The 16,146-nt window shown below is 63.6% G+C and carries 15 protein-coding genes; 4 read left to right on the forward strand and 11 right to left on the reverse strand.

Going from position 1 to position 16,146, the window contains the following annotated elements:
- Nucleotides 1–32: 32 nt before the first annotated feature.
- Nucleotides 33–1,109: an S-methyl-5-thioribose-1-phosphate isomerase gene (gene mtnA, locus B2J77_RS14660; RefSeq protein WP_058605609.1), complete on the reverse strand. Its 1,077-nt coding sequence runs from the start codon at nucleotides 1,107–1,109 to the stop codon at nucleotides 33–35.
- 357 nt (nucleotides 1,110–1,466) lie between these two features.
- Between mtnA and ubiG the strand changes: the two genes are divergently transcribed.
- Genes ubiG through B2J77_RS14675 form a run of 3 tightly spaced genes read left to right on the forward strand, consistent with a single transcriptional unit; the run spans nucleotide 1,467 to nucleotide 3,606 of the window.
- Complete coding sequence (gene ubiG, locus B2J77_RS14665; protein WP_058605610.1) at nucleotides 1,467–2,165, forward strand: bifunctional 2-polyprenyl-6-hydroxyphenol methylase/3-demethylubiquinol 3-O-methyltransferase UbiG; 699 nt, start codon at nucleotides 1,467–1,469, stop codon at nucleotides 2,163–2,165.
- A 2-nt stretch (nucleotides 2,166–2,167) separates the two neighbouring features.
- Nucleotides 2,168–2,839 (forward strand): N-acetylmuramic acid 6-phosphate phosphatase MupP, encoded by a 672-nt coding sequence (gene mupP / locus B2J77_RS14670; RefSeq protein ID WP_058637578.1) that lies wholly within the window; start codon nucleotides 2,168–2,170, stop codon nucleotides 2,837–2,839.
- 26 nt (nucleotides 2,840–2,865) lie between these two features.
- Nucleotides 2,866–3,606, forward strand: a complete 741-nt coding sequence (locus tag B2J77_RS14675) for a YciK family oxidoreductase (RefSeq protein WP_078478915.1) — start codon at nucleotides 2,866–2,868, stop codon at nucleotides 3,604–3,606.
- A 103-nt stretch (nucleotides 3,607–3,709) separates the two neighbouring features.
- Here B2J77_RS14675 and B2J77_RS14680 read toward each other — a convergent pair whose 3' ends face one another.
- From B2J77_RS14680 to B2J77_RS14700, 5 genes are all read right to left on the reverse strand, one after another.
- The gene (locus B2J77_RS14680; RefSeq protein ID WP_058637576.1) at nucleotides 3,710–4,495 is read right to left on the reverse strand and encodes a TenA family transcriptional regulator; all 786 of its coding nucleotides are present in this window, start codon (nucleotides 4,493–4,495) and stop codon (nucleotides 3,710–3,712) included.
- Between the two features lie 34 nt (nucleotides 4,496–4,529).
- The gene (locus tag B2J77_RS14685) at nucleotides 4,530–6,986 is read right to left on the reverse strand and encodes an EAL domain-containing protein (protein ID WP_058637575.1); all 2,457 of its coding nucleotides are present in this window, start codon (nucleotides 6,984–6,986) and stop codon (nucleotides 4,530–4,532) included.
- Nucleotides 6,987–7,292: 306 nt separating this feature from the next.
- Entirely contained in the window at nucleotides 7,293–7,613 is a 321-nt protein-coding gene (locus tag B2J77_RS14690; RefSeq protein ID WP_058637574.1) for a hypothetical protein, read from the reverse strand.
- Complete coding sequence (locus B2J77_RS14695; RefSeq protein WP_078478916.1) at nucleotides 7,610–8,974, reverse strand: acyclic terpene utilization AtuA family protein; 1,365 nt, start codon at nucleotides 8,972–8,974, stop codon at nucleotides 7,610–7,612. Before B2J77_RS14695 ends, B2J77_RS14690 begins: the two co-directional genes overlap by 4 nt.
- Nucleotides 8,975–10,267, reverse strand: a complete 1,293-nt coding sequence (locus B2J77_RS14700; RefSeq protein ID WP_078478917.1) for a CitMHS family transporter — start codon at nucleotides 10,265–10,267, stop codon at nucleotides 8,975–8,977.
- Between the two features lie 129 nt (nucleotides 10,268–10,396).
- Here B2J77_RS14700 and B2J77_RS14705 point away from each other — a divergent pair, with 129 nt between their 5' ends.
- Nucleotides 10,397–11,269, forward strand: coding sequence for a LysR family transcriptional regulator (locus B2J77_RS14705; RefSeq protein ID WP_058637571.1), 873 nt, complete (start codon nucleotides 10,397–10,399; stop codon nucleotides 11,267–11,269).
- A 320-nt stretch (nucleotides 11,270–11,589) separates the two neighbouring features.
- Here the strand turns inward: B2J77_RS14705 and B2J77_RS14710 are convergent, their stop codons facing one another.
- From B2J77_RS14710 to B2J77_RS14730, 5 genes are all read right to left on the reverse strand, one after another.
- Nucleotides 11,590–13,422: an ABC transporter ATP-binding protein gene (locus B2J77_RS14710; RefSeq protein WP_058605618.1), complete on the reverse strand. Its 1,833-nt coding sequence runs from the start codon at nucleotides 13,420–13,422 to the stop codon at nucleotides 11,590–11,592.
- On the reverse strand, nucleotides 13,415–14,047 hold the full coding sequence (locus B2J77_RS14715) for a DsbA family protein (RefSeq protein ID WP_058637570.1): 633 nt from the start codon (nucleotides 14,045–14,047) through the stop codon (nucleotides 13,415–13,417). Before B2J77_RS14715 ends, B2J77_RS14710 begins: the two co-directional genes overlap by 8 nt.
- A gap of 3 nt (nucleotides 14,048–14,050) precedes the next feature.
- Nucleotides 14,051–14,983, reverse strand: a complete 933-nt coding sequence (locus B2J77_RS14720; RefSeq protein ID WP_078478918.1) for a rhodanese-related sulfurtransferase — start codon at nucleotides 14,981–14,983, stop codon at nucleotides 14,051–14,053.
- A gap of 217 nt (nucleotides 14,984–15,200) precedes the next feature.
- Nucleotides 15,201–15,497, reverse strand: coding sequence for a BolA family protein (locus tag B2J77_RS14725; RefSeq protein WP_058637568.1), 297 nt, complete (start codon nucleotides 15,495–15,497; stop codon nucleotides 15,201–15,203).
- A gap of 8 nt (nucleotides 15,498–15,505) precedes the next feature.
- On the reverse strand, nucleotides 15,506–16,030 hold the full coding sequence (locus B2J77_RS14730; RefSeq protein WP_058605622.1) for a DUF2059 domain-containing protein: 525 nt from the start codon (nucleotides 16,028–16,030) through the stop codon (nucleotides 15,506–15,508).
- Between the last annotated feature and the right edge of the window lie 116 nt (nucleotides 16,031–16,146).

Consider the following 16,146-nt stretch of genomic DNA (forward strand, 5'->3'; position numbering starts at 1 on the left):
AGTCGAGCGCAACGCAACCGCTGTGTCGCCTTTCAGTGCAAACGCTTGCGGCACATCATCTGCGCCAGCTTGGCCGTATCCGGGCGTTCGATGATGCCGCGCTCGGTCACGATCACATCGATCAGGTCCGCCGGGGTCACGTCGAAGACCGGATTGAACACCTCCACCTGCGGCGCCACCCGAGTGCCGGCATAGTCGAGCAGTTCATCCGGTTCGCGCTCTTCAAGCGGGATGTCGTCGCCCGTTTCCAGGTTCAGGTCGATACTGCTGCTCGGGGCCACGACCATGAAGCGCACACCATGGTGCATGGCGCTGACCGCCAGTTGGTAGGTACCGATCTTGCTGGCCACATCTCCGTTGGCAGCGATGCAATCAGCGCCGACCACGACCCAAGTGATGCCCTTGGTCTTCATCAGGTGCGCCAGGGCCGAATCGGCGCACAGGGTGACCGGCAGGCCTTCGTTGGCCAGCTCCCAGGCCGTGAGCCGCGAACCCTGCAGCCACGGGCGAGTTTCCCCGGCATAGACCCGCTCCACCATCCCTTCCAGAAAGCCTGCGCGAATCACACCCAGCGCCGTTCCGAAACCGCCGCTGGCCAAGGCCCCGGCATTGCCATAGGTCAGCAGCGTCTGGGCATTGCCCTGGTGCCGACGGATCAGCTCGGTGCCGTGCTGGGCCATGGTCAGGTTGGCCTCGCGATCGCTTTCGTGAATGGCCAGCGCTTCGGCTTCCAGTGCGCCCAGCACATCTTCGCCGGGACGCAGGCGTTGCAGGCGCTCGCGCATGCGGTTCAGGGCCCAGAACAGGTTGGCTGCGGTAGGGCGCGCCTCGGCCAGGAGCATGAAATCCTCTTCAAGGTCCATCTCCCAGTCGCCCCCTTCGGCCAGGCGCTCCTCGGCGGCCAGGACCAGCCCATACGCCGCCACGATACCGATGGCCGATGCGCCACGCACGGCCATGTCGCGAATGGCGGTGGCCACCTGCGCGACCGTGTCGCAGGCCAGCCAGTGCTCCTGGGATGGCAGCAGGCGCTGGTCGAGCAGATGCAGAACGCCGCCCTGCCAGCGGATTCCGGTCACCTTCTCGGCCGCCAAAAGTTGCTCGCGCATCACCTCTCCCCGTCGTTCGCGTATCAAAAGCCGGCGATTATAGCGACCCGGCGCCCTGAGCGCTCGGGTATACTTCGGCCTTTTCGAGCGCAAGCTGCGCGCCGCAGACACCCGGCAGCACAAGCAAGGTTGGGCACAGAGCCGCTGGCCGAAGCACCACCAACGCCCGCTCTCTGGCGTGGGCCTGCCAGGCCACGCACAGAAAGCTGCCGCAAGCTCTGCGGGCAAAAGGCTCATGGCGTCTGACAAGACAAGCCTGACGCCGTGCGAACGCTTGGGCCAACGCCACCGTCTGTATGTCATGCACCTTGCAGCTTGCCACGTGAAGCTGATTCCCACGTTTCTGAGGACTGTTCAATGAGCAACGTCGACCGCGCTGAAATCGCAAAATTCGAAGCGCTGGCCCACCGCTGGTGGGACCGCGAGAGCGAGTTCAAGCCGCTGCACGATATCAACCCGCTGCGCGTCAACTGGATCGACGAGCGCGCCCACCTTGCTGGCAAGAACGTGCTGGACGTGGGTTGCGGCGGCGGCATCCTCAGCGAAGCCATGGCCCTGCGCGGCGCTTCGGTGACCGGCATCGACATGGGCGAGGCGCCCCTGGCCGTCGCCCGCCTGCATCAGCTGGAATCGGGTGTGGAGGTCGAATACCGTCAGGTCACGGCCGAGGCCCTGGCCGAAGAAATGCCCGGTGCCTTCGACGTGGTCACCTGCCTTGAGATGCTCGAGCACGTGCCTGACCCCTCATCGGTGATCCGCGCCTGCTACCGCATGGTCAAGCCAGGCGGCCAGGTGTTCTTCTCCACCATCAACCGCAACCCCAAGGCCTACCTGCTGGCCATCGTCGGCGCCGAGTACATCCTCAAGATGCTCCCGCGCGGCACCCACGACTTCAAGAAATTCATCCGCCCTTCCGAGCTGGGTGCCTGGAGCCGCGTCGCCGGCCTTGAGGTCAAGGACATCATCGGCCTGACCTACAACCCGCTGACCAAGCACTACAAGCTCAGCAGCGATGTGGACGTCAACTACATGATCCAGACCCTGCGCGAGGAATAAGCATGCGCCTGCGAGCGGTACTCTTCGACATGGACGGCACCTTGCTGGACACGGCGCCCGACTTCATCGCCATCTGCCAGGCCATGCTCACCGATCGAGGCCTGCCGGTCGTCGACGACGCGCTGATTCGGGGCGTGATCTCCGGGGGTGCACGCGCCATGGTGGCCGCCACCTTCGCCATGGACCCGCAGGCCGAAGGTTTCGAAGCCTTGCGCCTGGAGTTCCTGGAGCGCTACCAGCGCGACTGCGCCGTGCATACCCGCCTGTTCGACGGCATGGCCGAGCTGCTGGAGGACATCGAGCGAGGCAAGCTGTTGTGGGGCGTGGTCACCAACAAGCCTGTGCGCTTCGCCGAGCCGATCATGCAGCGCCTGGGGCTGGCTGAACGCTCGGCCTTGCTGATCTGCCCGGATCATGTAAAGAACAGCAAGCCCGACCCCGAGCCGCTCATCCTGGCCTGCAAAACCTTGGCGCTGGACCCTGCCAGCGTGCTGTTCGTCGGTGACGATCTGCGCGATATCGAATCCGGCCGCGATGCCGGCACCCGCACCGCAGCGGTACGCTTCGGCTACATCCATCCCGAGGACAACCCCAACAACTGGGGTGCCGATGTGGTGGTGGACAGCCCGCAGGACCTGCGTAAAGTCATCGACGGCGCCCTCTGTGGTTGCTGATCACCGCTAACGCCTAAGGATCTGACATGTTCGAATACACTGCCCGCCCCGACCTGCTCAAAGGCCGGGTCATCCTGGTCACCGGTGCCGGGCGCGGCATCGGCGCCGCCGCGGCCAAGGCCTACGCTGCCCTGGGCGCCACGGTGCTGCTGCTCGGCAAGACCGAAGCGAACCTGAATGCGCTTTATGACGAGATCGAAGCGGCCGGGCACCCCCAGCCTGTGGTGATCCCGTTCAACCTGGAAACCGCCCTCGCCCATCAGTACGACGAGCTGGCGGTCATGATCGAGGAACAGTTCGGGCGCCTGGACGGGTTGCTCAACAACGCCTCGATCATCGGCCCACGCACGCCCATGGAGCAGTTGTCGGGCGACAACTTCATGCGCGTCATGCACATCAACGTCAATGCCACCTTCATGCTCACCAGCACCCTGCTGCCGCTGCTCAAGCAGTCCGAAGATGCTTCGGTGGTGTTCACCAGCAGCAGTGTCGGGCGCAAGGGCCGCGCTTATTGGGGCGCCTACGGCATCTCCAAGTTCGCCACCGAAGGCATGATGCAGACCCTGGCAGACGAGCTCGAAGGGGTGGCGCCGGTGCGCTCCAACAGCATCAACCCGGGCGCGACGCGTACGGCCATGCGCGCGCAGGCCTACCCGAGCGAGAACCCTCAGGACAACCCGCTGCCTGAGGAAATCATGCCGGTCTACCTCTACTTGATGGGGCCTGACAGCAAGGATGTGAACGGGCAGGCATTCAACGCCCAGTGATGGGCTGGCCTACCTGACACAGCGTTGTGCATGTGCACTCGTCTCCCCGCCCATCGCCGAGGTGCCAGCGATGGGCGGGGCCTGCATCACGACAGCCGCGCAATCACCCCGCCGCCAACGCCGGGCTCGCCCGCTCGTGCTGGGTGACTTCAAGCTGCATGCACCGCTCCAGGAACAGGTACATGCAGTCATAGCTCTTGCAGATGGCTCGGCGCAACTCAGTGCGCAAGGCCATGCTCGGGTTCTCGCCTACCAGCGTACAGATGATCTCCAGCGCCTCCCACGGGTGGGTGTCGTCATACTGCGCGTGCATCTTCAGCCACTTCATGGCCCGCTTGCGCTGCTCTTCCGGAAAGCCCATCGCGTAGGTGTCGGTGGAACACACCACCGCCGACCACTCCCCGGTGGCCCCTTCGATGGCGTAGTTGGTGGCGGCCATGGCAATGGCCAGGTTTTCCGTGGCACACACACGCCAGCACCAATCGTTGAGGCCATTGAGCTCGGGCGGCACATCCTGGGCCTGCAGGTCGTGCAGGTGAATGCCGTGGGCGTGGGCCCAGTTCACCCAGTAGTCGGCATGGTTGAGCTCCACGCGGATATTGCGCATCAACCAGCGCCGCGCCATGTCCTCGCCTGGGTGCCGGCCATACCGGGTTTTGGTGAGGTTATGGGCCATGTACAACGAGAACTGCTCCACCACCGGCCAGCCACCGATCAGGTACTGGCGAATGGTCGCTTGCTTCAACTTGCCGTCACGCAGACGTCGATACACCTCATGGTCAACCACCCGCTGCTTGCTCTCATGGCAATCGGCAAGCAGTTGCTGGGCCCACTTGGGGTAACTGGCCGGGTCCATCAATGGCCCGATACGAACGAATGCATCAATCACTGTCTACTCCTTGTTCCTTGTGATTTCCAGCTAACTAACGAAACGTGCCAGGTGCCCGCTGCAACAGAGGCCGGGCGGCAATCCGTTGGCGATGCAGACTGTCACAGGTAAATACCTGGGGCCGCTCGATCAGATAGCCCTGGGCATAATCGACACCAATTTCCTGTAACGCTTGCTCGATCATGGGTGTTTCCACGAATTCTGCAATCGTGCGCTTGCCCATGACATGGCCGATATGGTTGATGACTTCGACCATGGCCCGATTGACCGGGTCGTCCAGCATGTCCTTGACGAAGCTGCCGTCGATCTTGAGAAAGTCGACGGGCAGATGCTTGAGGTAGGCGAACGATGACATGCCAGCACAGAAATCATCCAGTGAAAAACGACAACCCAGGCCTTTTAGCTCATTGATGAAGCGGATGGCGCTGCCCAGGTTGGCAATGGCGCTGGTTTCGGTGATCTCGAAGCAGATCATGCGCGGAGGAATAGCATATTCGGCGAACAGGCGCTGCAGGTACTCGAGGAACTTGTCATCGCCGATGCTGGCACCGGACAAGTTGATGGCGCAGGTCGATAGCGGCCCCTGGTGGCCGGCATCTAGGCATTGGCGGATGATGATGAAGACGTTGCGCACCACCCAGCGATCAAGCGCGGTAATCAACCCATAGCGCTCGGCGGCCGGGATGAAGCTATTGGGCAGTATGGTGCGCCCGCTTTCATCGTGCAGGCGCAACAGGATTTCGATGTGGCCAGGCCCCTCGAAGGCCTTCAACGGCGCGATTTCCTGGGCGTACAGACAGAACCTGTTCTCTTCCAGGGCCACGTGCAAGCGCTGAATCCAGGCCATCTCGCCAAAACGAATGGACAGCTCGCTGTCATCGGCGTGGTACACCTGCACCCGGTTGCGCCCCTTTTCCTTGGCCATGTAGCAGGCCATGTCTGCTGCCCGCAGCGACGCCTCGAGGGTGCCGGGGGCCTGGGCGATATGCACCAGGCCGATGCTGACGGTGGTCACGAACGGCCGCCCTTTCCACACGAAATGCAGGCTTTGGACCGTCTGGCGTAGCTGCTCGGCAATCCGCTCGGCCTGCTCGGACGGGCAGTTCTCAAGCAGCACGCCAAACTCATCGCCCCCTAGCCGCGCCAGGGTGTCGCCTTCACGCAGGCCCGATTGCAGCACGGCGCAGATGTGCCGAAGCAGCTCGTCCCCGGCGGCATGCCCACAGGTATCGTTGACCAGCTTGAACTGGTCCAGGTCCAGGAACATCAGCGAATGCCGCCCAGGCTGGCGCGCCAGCGCATTGAGCGCCTGCTCCAGTCGGTATTCGAACTCGCGACGGTTGGCCAGGCCGGTCAGTGCATCGTGCGTGGCCTGCCAGGAGAGGTTGGCGATGTACTGGCGCTCCTGGGTCATGTCGTGCAGCACCAGCACGATGCCATTGACCTGCCCGTCGTTGACGATGGACGAGCCCACCAGATTGATCGACACCGTACTGCCGTCCAGGCGCTGAATCAGCCGCGCATGTTCGGCGCCGCCTTTCAAACTGCCACTGAGCACCTGTTCCACCAGGCTGCGGCCCTCGTCCACATCGTGCTCGTCCACCAGGGTAAACAGTGCAGACAACGGCAGGCCCAGCGCCTGGCCGGCCTGCCAGTGGGTCAGTTGCTCGGCCGCCGGGTTCATGTAGCCGATCAAGCCCTCCACATCCGTGGTGATCACCGCATCACCAATAGCCTGCAGGGTGATCTGTGCCCGCTCTTTTTCCTCCTGCAGCGCGTTGGCAAACGCCTGGCGCTGGGCCAGCAGTTTGCTGGAGCGCCGCCAGGCGATGGTGATCAGGATCATCGCGGTCAGCAGGTTGGTGATCAGCAGTACCCGCAGCAAGACACGCGACCCCTCGCCCAGGGCATCGCTGAACGCCTTGGCAGCCGGCGTCACCCCCTCGTTGATGGTGGCAATGCGGCTTTTCCAGGCACGGATCACCTGCTCATCGACCGGCCCGCTGGCGAAGCGCTGGTGCATCTCCCCGGCCAGCACGTTCAGCTTGGCCAGGTAATCGTCGCCGATGTCCCAGTAATTGATGGCTGTCTGCAGGTAGCTGACGGTGCGAAAGTGACGGTAGAACCAGATGATGCGTTCCACGTCGTCGGGGTGGTTGCCACCTTGCAGGACGGCCTGACGGGCCGCCTCCAGGTCCAGACTCGACTGATCCATGAGCTTGCGCGCGCGTTGATCGCCCTGGGGCACCACGATGGCCTGCTGATAGCGGCCATAGGTGGCTTCGTCGCGGGTGGTGGCGTACAGGTTGAGGTAGTAGATGGCGTCTTTTTGCGCTTTGGACCACAAGCTTTCGCCCGCCACGTAGGCACGCACGGCAGAAAGCGTGTAGAGGCTGAGACTACCAAGGGCGACTTGGAAAACCACCACGGCGATGAATGGCCAGGTGAGCCCGAGTAGCTTGGGCGCTTCTTGAGTGCGATGTCCCTTCATGGAGTCCCTGTCACAGAGCAGATAAGGCGCGAATCAACCCAGACAAAGCACAGCGTAGGCCATCTGCCATTAACGCGATGGAAATTTAGGGGCCTGATTTCAGTCAATGATGGCCGCCACGCCTGCTGCCTTGTGGGCGCGGTGTCTGGCTCGCCGGTTTGAGCGTGGCGCAGTGCTGGACATATTGTCGCAGACACCGCATGGACCACGTCAATTAAGTCATGACAGCCTAGCTTTTGATCAACTCAAGGTGCGCAACGCGGGGGCCGAGCTTGATCACCGCGCACGCCGCAGGCCAACCCCTTGTCAGAGTTCGAGGTCCAGCAGTGCCGCCCCCAGCGCCTTGCCATGGGCATCCAACGCCAGCGATCGGGTCACACCACCGCGCAGGATCCCGGGCAGCACGAAGTTCAACGCCCCGAGCTGCGCCAACTCGTACCGGCGAACGGGGGGCCCTGCCGGGTCCAGAAGTTCGGCAAAGTGGGCCGTGACGCGCGCTACCGTGAGCCACTGGGCCAGGCGCGGGTAGTCAGCAGAATCAAAGGCGATTACCGAGATGTTCGACGTGTCGCCCTTGTCGCCGGTACGGCTGTGGGCTATGTCCCGCAGTTTTGTCGGGGTACTCATGCCATCTCCTCCAGATGCACCTGCAAGGTCACCGCGTCCCTGGGCAGCAACAGCGAAGCCACCGCCACTACCTGACGCACCGACTTGCTCGCCCCACCGCCGCCATAGGGACCGTTGGTATAAAGGGTTTCCACCTCGTTGCCGATGCGCACCGCATCGCTTTTGGAGGCGCAGCGCGCCGCCACACGCAGCCGCACCTCCCAGGGTTCGCCCTGGGCGCGCTGGCCCAAGTCATCACCGTGCAGGGCACTGACGCCAATCAGCTCGCTGCGGATGTCGTCGCAGGCCACACCGGTCAGTTGCAGTCGCTTGCGTACGATGGCTTCGGCCAGGCGCCCGCGGGCTACTGCACCAGGGCCGGCATAGGACATCTGCCCTTCGCCGATCCAACCGTCGAGAAAACCCACCGACACCTTCAACGCCTCCGGGCGCGCGCGCCCATCAGCGCCCTGCACCCGGACCTCATCCTGGGCCAGGGCCTGAAACGCCACCTGGCTGAAATCAGCGGTCACATCGGGCGTAAGGTAAGCGGCCGGGTCATGGACTTCGTACAGCAGTTGCTCAGTACAGGTAGAAGTATCAATGCGCCCGCCGGAACCGGCCACCTTGCTGATCACCGCATGGCCCGTTGCATCGATTTCGGCCAGTGGGAAACCGAGGCGGTCGAGGTCGGGCACCTCCTTCACACCGGGATCGGCGAAGTAGCCGCCACTGATCTGCCCTGCGCATTCGAGCAGGTGCCCAACCAGGGTGCCGCGCCCGAGCAACGTCCAGTCGTCCTCGCGCCAGCCGAACTCGAACAGCTGCGGCGCGAGAAACAGCGACGGATCGGCCACCCGGCCAGTGACCACAACGTCGGCATCGGCCTGCAAGGCCTGCACAATGCCTGCTGCGCCCACATAAGCGTTGGCTGAAATCAACCGGTCGCCGAGCTCAGCCAGGGTGGCGCCGTTGTCGAGGGTCTGTTCGGGCCGTTGCTGCAAGGTGGCGAGCACATCGTCGCCGGTCAGCGCCGCTACCTTGATACCAGGCATACCGAGTTCAGCCGCAATGCGGCGGATTTCACTGGCCGCGCCCAGTGGGTTGGCCGCCCCCATGTTGGTGATGATGCGCAGGCGCCGCCGCGTGCCGTCGGCCCCTGTGCCTACATAGGGCAGCACGCGGCGCATGCGCTCGCCGAGCAGGGGGTCGAAACCACCGTGCGGGTCGAGCAGCCGCGCTTGCTGCGCCAGGGCGATGGTGCGCTCGGCCAGGCACTCGAACACCAGGTAATCCAGTTCGCCCTGTTGCGCCAACTCGATGGCCGGCTCGATGCGGTCGCCCGAGTAGCCGGCGCCAGCGCCGATGCGTATGGTTTTCATCTAGAAAACTCCAATGACCAGGGCGGTCAAGGTCATCAGGACCGAGGCCGCGAACAGGAAAGGGATGGTAAAGCGTTGGTGATCGGCCAGTTCGATCTTGCACAGGCCGACCAGCAGGAAGGTCGCGGGGGTCAGTGGGCTGACCGGAAAGCCCGTGGTGTGCACACCCAGAAGCGAAGCCTGGGCCACTTGCATCGGGTCCACGCCCAAGGCCCTGCCCACCTCGGCGACCACCGGCATGATGCCGAAATAGAACGAATCCGGGTCGAACAGCAGGCTCAAAGGCATGGACAGAAAGCCGACCACCGCAGGAATCAGTTGGCCGTGCCCTGCGGGAATCTGCCCCACCGCCACCTCGGCCATGGCCTTGAGCATGCCGGTGCCTTGCATGATGCCGGTGAAGACCCCAGCGGCCAGAAGAATGCTGGCCATGGTCAGGGCGGTCTTGGCATGGGCGTCGATGCGCGCCCGCTGCGCGTCCACGTTGGGGTAGTTCAGGCACAAGGCAAGCACGGTGCCGACCATGAACATCACCACCGGGTCCACCACCCCTGCGATCATGATCCCCATCACCACCAGGGTCAGCAGCAGGTTGGGCCAGAACAGGCGGGACTTGCGCAGCTCGCGCTCGGCGTCAGTGAGCGTACGTTGATGCGGCGTGACGTCGAGTTGGTCCCGGCCCAGGCCCAGGCGCCGTTCTTCGCGGCGCCCAAGCCAGTAGGCACAGGCGAAGACAAAGATCAGCCCGACGATCTGCACCGGAATCAGCGGCTGGAACAGGTCGGCCACCGGCACGTGCAGCGCTGCCGATGAGCGCAGCACCGGGCCGGTCCAGGGCAGGAAGTTGACCCCGGCCGCCATGGCCGTGACGCAGGCCAGAATGCGCTTGTCCATGCCAAGGCGCGTGTACAGCGGCAGCATCGCCGGAATGGTCACCAGGAAGGTCACTGCGCCCGAACCGTCCAGATGCACCAGCAAGGCCAGCAAGGCCGTGCCCATGACGATGCGCGTCGGGCGTGTGCCGACGCGCTTGAGGATGCGATCAATGATCGGGTCAAGCATGCCGGCGTCGGTCATGATGCCGAAGAACAAGATGGCAAAGACGAACATGCCCACGACCGGGGCGACGTTCTTGATGCCGGTGATGATGAAGGCGCTGGTCTGCAGGCCGAAGCCGCCGAGCAGCGCCGCGATGATGGGCAGGGCAATCAGGGCGACCAAGGGAGAGATGCGCTTGCTCATGATGCTCACGAGCATGCACAGGATAGTGGCGACACCGAGGGTGGCGAGCATGGGGTTTCCTCTTCGGCCTCTGGTTCGCAATTGCGAGAGAAGGCCCTGTTGTTGTTTTGCAAGAGTAATAACAACGGCGTTAGGCTCTGTGAATTGAAATATTCGGCAGGCCACGTTCGGAAAAACAAAATGAAAAATGCGATCCAGCTCATCCGCGCGTTCCTGGCCGTGGCGCAAACCGGCAACTTTTCCAAAGCGGCCGTGGCCTTGAACCTGTCGCCTTCGGCGCTCACCGTGCAGATTCGCCAACTCGAAGACTGGCTCGGGGTGACTTTGCTCGAACGCAGCCCGCGCCACGTCGGCCTGACCGCTGCCGGTCAGCATGCATTGCTGCCGATGGAAAAGTTGCTGCTCGACCTGGACAACATCGTCGAAGCGGCCCGCGACCATGCCACCTCCCGTCGGGGCGTACTGACCATCGCGGCCCTGCCCTCACTATGCTCGGGGCTGCTGCCAGGCGTGGTGCAGCGCTTTCGCGAACGCTTCCCCGGCATCGAGGTCCGGCTGCGCGACGTGGTAGCCCAGCGCATCGATACGCTGGTGCTGGAGCAAGAAGTGGATTTCGGCCTGGGTGTACAGGCGCGGCCTACCCAGGGGCTGGCGTTCAAGGCCCTGCTCGAAGATCGCCTGTGCCTGTACGTGCCGCACGACCACCCCTTGGCCAGGCGGACAGCGGTGACCCTGGCCGAAGCGGCGGCATACCCCATGCTGCTGACCGGACGGGACAGCAGCGTGCGCAACCTGGTCGAGCGGCTGTTCGCCGACGCGCGCCTGCCCCTGGCGGCAGGGCTTGAAGCCAATTACATGTCGACGGTGCTGGCCCTGGTGCGCCAGGGCCAGGGTGTTGCATTGTTGCCCGAGTCGGCCGACGAGGGCCGTGACGAAGTGAGCAAGGTGGTGGTGGATCATCCGGGCGTGGTACGCGAGATCGGCGTCATCACGCGGGCCGAACAGGTGATGGCGCCGGCCGGTGTGGAATTCCTGCGATTGCTCAAGCCTTAGTCTGAGTGTGAAGCTAGAGAACTCGGTGTGATGTTGTTCGTTTAGGGCCGCTACGCGGCCCATCGCGGCACAAGGGCCGCTCCTACACCCAATTCGGTAGCTTTCAAGTACGGTGCAAAGACAGTGGCTGCGCAGGTAGGGCTACACGATCTCGAGTGACACGGCCCCCTATAGGAGCGGCCTCGCCGGGGCGCCGGACCGGCCGCGATGGGCCGCGCAGCGGCCCTAACGATCTTAAGTGAACCGCATTACGATACTCGGTGAGGTTGTGTTACAAGCAGCCCCGCCTGACCGTCGTCCCAAGCCACTTCTCACAGCCCTTAGATCTGCTGCAGGTGCCCATACAGTTTGGCGTACAACCCACCCTCGGCAATCAGCTGCTGATGGTCACCGTCCTCTGCCACATGACCGCCGTCGAACACCAGCACCCGGTCCGCCTGCTTCACCGCCGACAAGCGGTGGGCAATGATCAGTGTGGTGCGGCCTTTGAGAAAACGCGCCAGCGCCTGGTGCAGGTTGTACTCGGTGGCAGCGTCCAGCGCCGAGGTGGCTTCGTCCAGGATGACTACCTTAGGCTCGGCCAGCACCATGCGTGCAATGGCCAGCCGTTGACGCTGGCCGCCGGACAAGCGTACGCCCGAGCGCCCGACCACGCTGTCCAGCCCGTGAGGGAGCGCGGCGATGGTGGCGTCGAGCTGGGCGATCCGTAATGCCTGCCAGCAGGCATCGTCGGTGCAGTCCCGGCCCATGGTCAGGTTGGCCCGCACGCTGTCGTTGAACAGCGACGGATGCTGCAACACCACCGCCACCTGCTCACGCAGGGTTTCCAGGCCGATTTCCTGCAGGGTGGCACCACCGAAGCGAATGGTGCCTGCATCTGCGCTGTACAGCCCGAGCAGCAGCTGCACGAGCGTGCTCTTGCCGCCCCCGCTGGCGCCGACAATGGCCACCTTCTCACCGGGTGCGATGGCCAGGTTCAGGTTGTCCAGCACGGGTTCGTCGGCGTAGGCAAAGGACAGGTCCCGGACCTCGATACCCACCGTGGCGTGCCCGGCGAAGGGGTCACTGGCCGCCGGGTACTGGGGCTCGTCGGCGCGTGCCAGCAGCTCATTGAGGCGATTGAGCGCACCGCCCGCGGCATAGTAGGCATATTGCAGGTTCAGCAACTGCTCGACCGGGCCGATCATGAACCAGAGGTAGCTGAAGACGGCAAGCATCTGGCCGATCGACAGGTCCGAGAACAACACCGTCAACATGGCCGCTGCGCGGAAGATGTCGATGCCGAACTGGAACAGCAGCCCGCTGGCACGGCCGCTGGCGTCGCTCTTCCACTGCGACTCCACGGCGTAGTCGCGCACCTCGCGGGCCTTGACGCCCAATCGACCGAGGAAATACCCCTGACGGTTGCTGGCGCGGACCTCCTGGATGGCATCGAGCGTTTCGGCCAGCGCCTGGGTGAAGCGTGCCGTGCTGTCGTTTTCGAGCTTCTTCAGGTGCTTGACCCGCTTGCCCAACTGCACCGTGAAGTAGATGACCAGCGGGTTGAACAACAGGATCAGCAGCGCCAGTTGCCAGTGCATCCACAGCAGGATGGCGGCCGTGCCGGTGAGGGTGAGCATGGCGACCAGAAAGCGACTGAGGGTCTCACCCACGAACTTGTCCAGGGTGTCCAGGTCGGTGACCAGATGCGTGGTGACCGTGCCGCTGCCCAGGTTCTCGTACTCTTTCAGGGAAATACGCTTGAGCCGTTCGATCAGGCGAATGCGTAGCCGGTAGACGATGTCCTTGGCCAAGCCGGCGAACAGCCTGGCCTGGATGACGTTGAACGCCAGTGCCGCCAGGCGCAGGCACAAGGTCAGGCACAACATCAGGCCGATATAGCCCGCTGCGACCTGCCAGCCAGACGGCAACAGCTGGTTCATCCACTTGAGCGCGGCATCGCCATGCCCGAGCAGCACTTCATCCACCAGCAGCGGCAGCAACAATGGAATCGGGACACTGCAACACGCTGCCAGCACGGCAATCAGGTTCGCCGTCCACAGCTGCTTTTTATGGTGCAGGGCAAGGCGCCGGATTTCCGACCAGCTCAACCGGTCGGCCGAGCCCACCGGCTTGGACGGCGCCGGGTCGGGCGACCCGGGCACATCAAGCACTGGCGGCCTGCTGCAGCCAGCGGCCAAGCAACGGTTGCAGACGCTCGAGCGGCTGATACCCGTTGGTCAGCAAGGCCAGCTGACCGTTGCGCTCAGCGAGCAAGGTCGGGAACCCTGCGATGCCCAAGCCCTGGGCCCAGGCGAAATCCGCCGCGGTCGCAGCGCGGGTTTCGGCGCGGGTGAATGCCTCGGCAAACAGCCCGCGCGCGAAACCCGCCTGCTCGGCCAGCTCCACCAGATGCGGGGCGGTGGTCACGTCATGAGCTCCTTCATAGAACGCAGACTGTATGGCTGCCAGCAGGGGCCAGAGGCGCTCGCCGTCCAGCTCGCGGGCCGCTACCAGTGCCCGGCAGGCCGGTTCAGTGTCGTAGACAAAGCCGTCGGGCATGGCGCCCTCGAACGTGAAAGGCTGCCCCGTTGTTTCGGCCACGGCCTGCCAATGCTCGAGAATGTACTTGCGGGTGGCGCCGTCCAGCGCGGCACTGCCACTGCGCAGCCCGCCGACTACCAGATGGGTCGGCACGCCTGCCTGATTTGCCTGATCGATCAGCGCACTGGCCACCGGGGCGAAGCCCCAGCACCAGGAACACATCGGGTCCATCACGTAGATCAGGCGCGCAGACATGGATCAAGCCTCGGCTTTGTAGTTGTGGCCAATCGGGTGTGGCAGGTTGCGGGCCTTGGCCAGCTCGATCTGCTTCTGCCGGTCGATGGCGCTGCGGCGGGTCTTTTCGCTCAGCGAATCCCAGCAGTGCGGGCAGCTTACACCTGGCGAATAGTGCTCCGAGGCACGCTCCTGGGCATTGATCGGATGACGGCAGGCGTGGCACTGGTCGTATTCACCCTCGCTCAGGTCATGGCGAACCGTGACGCGGTTATCGAACACGAAGCAGTCGCCCTCCCACAGGCTTTGTTCCTCAGGCACCTCCTCGAAGTACTTCAGGATGCCACCCTTGAGATGATAGACCTCCTCGAAACCTTCACCGAGCATATAGCTGGACGCTTTTTCACAACGAATGCCCCCGGTGCAGAACATGGCGACCTTCTTGTGGCGGGCTGGGTCGAAGTTGGCCTTGATGTAGGCGGGAAATTCGCGGAACGTTTCGGTCTTGGGGTCGACGGCCCCTTTGAACGTGCCGATGGCCACTTCGTAGTCGTTGCGCGTATCGACCAGCAGTACCTCGGGGTCGCTGATCAGCGCGTTCCAGTCCTTGGGCTCGACGTAGGTGCCCACCGCCTGGTTGGGATCGACCCCAGGCACGCCCAGGGTGACGATCTCTTTCTTGAGCTTGACCTTGGTACGGTAGAAGGGCTGCTCGTCGCAGTACGACTCCTTGTGGTCGATGTCCACCAGGCGCGGGTCGCTGCGCAGCCAGGCCAGCAGGCCGTCGATGCCTTCGCGGGTGGCTGACACGGTGCCGTTGATGCCTTCATGGGCCAATAGCAAGGTGCCTTTGACGTGGTTGTCGAGCATGGCCTTGAGCAGCGGCTCGCGCAGTTCGACGTAGTCTTGCAAGGTGACGAACTTGTACAGCGCCGCGACGACGATAGGGTGGGACATGAATCGGGTTCTCCAGGTGGTTGCCCTCGTAAGGGGCAGACCGGGCTACACAATGAACAAAGGGCCGCTGCACGCCCACCGCAGGCACGCCTGCCGCTTCAGGTGCCCGGTGCGTCAACGCAGGGGGTTTACCTGAAGCAGCTGGGGGACCTGCGATGGGCTGTGCAGCAGCCCCTTTTTGGGATGAAGCGGATTCTACCAGAACAACAGCAAGGTTTCAGTGCCCGCCGCCGGCGCATACAGGCGATGCCGGCGCACTGCCGACCTGCGCCCACTCATCGCCGGTATAGGTGTGGATGGCCAGCGCATGAATCTGGCCCATCAGCTCACCCATGGTCGCGTACACCTTCTGATGCCGCTTGACGCTGTTCAGGCCTGCGAACACATCGCTCACGATCACCGCCTTGTAGTGGGTCTGCTGACCACGGCTGTGCATGTGGCTTTCATCGAGCACCTGCAGGTGCTGAGGCGTCAGGCTTGCCAGTTGCTGTTCGATACGCTGTTGCATGTTCATGGCCGTGCTCACTTCTTGGCTGGCGCGGCTGCCTTGCCATAGTTGGGGTCCAGCTGCTTGGTCATGTCTTCAAGCAGCTTGTTGACCACCGGCACCGCAGGTTCGAGGGTCTGCTGGGTCAGCTGAGCCGATTGCTGGGTGACCTTGGGCATCTCGCGCAGCACCTTGCGGCCAAGGGGCGACTCGTAGAACTTGACCAGGTCCTTGAGTTCTTGCTCGGTAAAGGTCTGGGTGTACAGGTCGACCATCTTGGGCTTGAGCTTGTTCCAGCCGATGGCGTTGTCCAGCGCGGCGTTGGCCTTGGCCTGGTAGCTTTCCAGTACGGGCTGCTTGGAGGCAGGCGCCTTGGTCTGGGCGAAGCGCTGGGCAAACATCTGCTGCACTTGCATGTACACCGGCGTGCCCAGTTTGTCGGCATTGGCCAGGGTCAGGAATTTCTCGGCAGCGGCGTTGTGGCTGGCGGTGGCGGCCAGGACCTGGCCACTGGCGCAAGCCAGGGCGACTGCAGCACAGAGGACACGAAGACGGGTCATTGCATTTCCTTCAGGAGGGGGGAGGCGGTACCTCAGAGCGAGCATTCTGCGCCCGCCAGGGCGAGCTGCTCAAGTAGCACGACAGGCGATTGAACCGCCAGGTCGCATGAGGGCCT

Source organism: Pseudomonas parafulva (genome assembly GCF_002021815.1).
GTDB lineage: Bacteria > Pseudomonadota > Gammaproteobacteria > Pseudomonadales > Pseudomonadaceae > Aquipseudomonas > Aquipseudomonas parafulva_B.